We start from the raw sequence: 1,499 nt of genomic DNA, 5'->3' as shown, positions 1-1,499 counted from the left end.
GATGACGTACAATATCTTGTGTAAAGAAGTATAAAACAAAAAGGTAAGGTAAATCCTCTAGTTAATCACCACAAAAACCAGAAAGGATGTACCTTACCTATGTCTACTAGTATAACTGAAAATATTTTTTCTAATCAAATTGAATCTATGGTCCGTAGTTTTGTACAAGAAAACTTAGAAGTAATATTAAAAGAGGAATTTAAGAATTATTTTGAGGTAGAGCACCCAGAACTTAAGAATAGTAAAAATGGCTATTATGAGCGTGGTCTAGATACTCGATACGGACGCATCGAAGACCTCTCCATACCAAGAGATCGCGAAGGACATTTTCAAACAAGTTTATTTGACCCTTACCAACGGAGAGAGAGATGGCTGGGGGAAAGCATTATAACGATGTACAACAAAGGTTTTAGTACACGCGAAATTGGCACATTTATTGAAAGAATTCTAGGGAATACCTATTCCGCAACAACGATTAGTAATATTACAAATGTGCTTGTGGAAGAAATTGAAGAGTGGCAACAACGTCCTTTGGACAAAAGATATACGGTCCTTTATTTAGATGGGACGTACTTGAAGTTACGTCGGCAAGACGTAGATAGTGAAGTAGTTTACGTTATTGTAGGGATTACAGATGAAGGTTATAAAGAGATTGTGGGATTTTATGTCGGAGGAAAAGAAAGTGCACTTGGATGGAAAGAAATCTTAACTAATCTTCGGAATCGAGGATTGGAAGAAGTATTATTGGGCGTATTTGATGGGCTTAGTGGGCTTGAAACTGCGTTCAAGGAAGTTTACCCCAAAGCTGATGTGCAACGCTGCGTGGTCCATAAAGTACGGAACGTCCTTTCTTCCATTCGACAAAAGGATAAAGAGACATTCACTACGGACCTTAAGAAGGTTTATAAAGCAGCTTCTAAAGAGCAAGCTGTTCACTATTTTAGTAAATTGAAAGAAGAGTGGAATAAGGTTTATCCAAAGGTTATATCTTCATGGGAACAAGACCTTTCCGTCTTATTAACTTTTCTTGATTATCCAAAGAATATTCAATCACAGATCTATACTACTAACACCATTGAGCGCACGATTAAGGAAGTAAAAAAACGTACAAAAACGATGAACAGTCTCCCAAACGAAAAGGCTGTAGAAAAGATTGTTTACCTCGTTTCGAAGGATTATAACGAAAGGTGGAATAAAAGGGCAATAACAGAGTTTGCCTCGGTACGAGGAGAGCTGAAGTCCATGTTTGAATCTAGATATGGCACTACAATAGAATAAAACAACACTAGAGGAACTTCCTTTTTGTGGCCAACATACTAAAACGTTCGGTTTGACATGGAGCCTCTGCGGGCATGATTTCCACGCCAAGACCCAGCTTTTGGAAAACAGTTGGCTGGGCGAAATTAGGCTATCACGCCCGCTTCTCCATATAAAACCTCACTGCATTTTCTTGACGGAGAATGAAAAAATAATGCTTACACAGAATTCTTGACACTACC

General features: G+C 38.2%; 1 protein-coding gene. It reads left to right on the top strand.

The features are described from left to right. Positions 1–99: 99 nt before the first annotated feature. Positions 100–1,278, top strand: coding sequence for an IS256 family transposase (locus SPK86_RS15150; protein ID WP_330949765.1), 1,179 nt, complete (start codon positions 100–102; stop codon positions 1,276–1,278). Positions 1,279–1,499: the final 221 nt, after the last annotated feature.

Origin of the sequence: Virgibacillus sp. MG-45, from assembly GCF_036409425.1 — a bacterium.
In the GTDB taxonomy this organism is placed as follows: domain Bacteria; phylum Bacillota; class Bacilli; order Bacillales; family Amphibacillaceae; genus LDC-1.
The sequence above is the reverse complement of the archived record's forward strand: the minus strand, read 5'-3'. Positions and strand labels throughout refer to the sequence as shown.

Bases quoted from the DNA above. Each gene is read 5' to 3' on its own strand.
- SPK86_RS15150 (WP_330949765.1), top strand. From the start codon at position 100: ATGTCTACTAGTATAACTGAAAATATTTTTTCTAATCAAATTGAATCT.